This is a genomic window from Herbaspirillum lusitanum P6-12, from assembly GCF_000256565.1.
GTDB classification, from domain to species: Bacteria; Pseudomonadota; Gammaproteobacteria; order Burkholderiales; family Burkholderiaceae_D; genus Herbaspirillum; species Herbaspirillum lusitanum.
Genome location: NZ_AJHH01000342.1, coordinates 1 through 583 on the forward strand (window position 1 = coordinate 1; position 583 = coordinate 583).

A 583-nucleotide genomic window follows, 5' to 3' on the forward strand; every position below is an offset into this window, starting at 1 on the left:
GCTCCTTTTTTGTTGTCATGCCGTCGCTGAATTATTCCGCTTCCTCGATCCATGCCGCTTGGATCGCTTCGAGAATTTTCTCGCCCGAGCGATTGGCATCGTCGTCAAAACCATCCAGTTCCATCACCCAGCGATGCAGGTCGGTGAAACGAATGGTCTTGGGATCGATGTCCGGAAATTTATCGTTGAGTTCTTCAGCGATATGCTGAATGTCGGTCCATTTCATGGCTGCCTCGCTAACGTAGGTCGCACACTACCAGGCAGAATCAGTGATTCTCGCTGGCGTGGTTGATGGTGTACTTCGGAATTTCAACGACCAGATCGTCGTCGCCCAGCACCACCTGGCAAGACAGGCGTGAATTCGCTTCCAGGCCCCAGGCCATGTCGAGCAAATCCTCTTCCTTGTCGGTCGGGTCATCCAGGGTATCAAAACCTTCGCGGATCACCACGTGGCAAGTGGTACAGGCGCACGATTTTTCGCAGGCGTGTTCGATATCGACGTTGCTGTCGAGCATGGCGTCGCACAGACTCTTGCCTGCCGGTGCGTCGATCGCGGCGACCAGGCCTGATTCCGGGGCGTTAT

At 55.1% G+C, this 583-nt stretch carries 2 protein-coding genes; both read right to left on the reverse strand.

Going from position 1 to position 583, the window contains the following annotated elements:
• Positions 1-31: 31 nt before the first annotated feature.
• Positions 32-226: a Fe-S cluster assembly protein IscX gene (gene iscX / locus HLUSI_RS0110945; protein WP_016834025.1), complete on the reverse strand. Its 195-nt coding sequence runs from the start codon at positions 224-226 to the stop codon at positions 32-34.
• 40 nt (positions 227-266) lie between these two features.
• Positions 267-563 (reverse strand): ISC system 2Fe-2S type ferredoxin, encoded by a 297-nt coding sequence (fdx, locus tag HLUSI_RS0110950; RefSeq protein ID WP_050977687.1) that lies wholly within the window; start codon positions 561-563, stop codon positions 267-269.
• Positions 564-583: the final 20 nt, after the last annotated feature.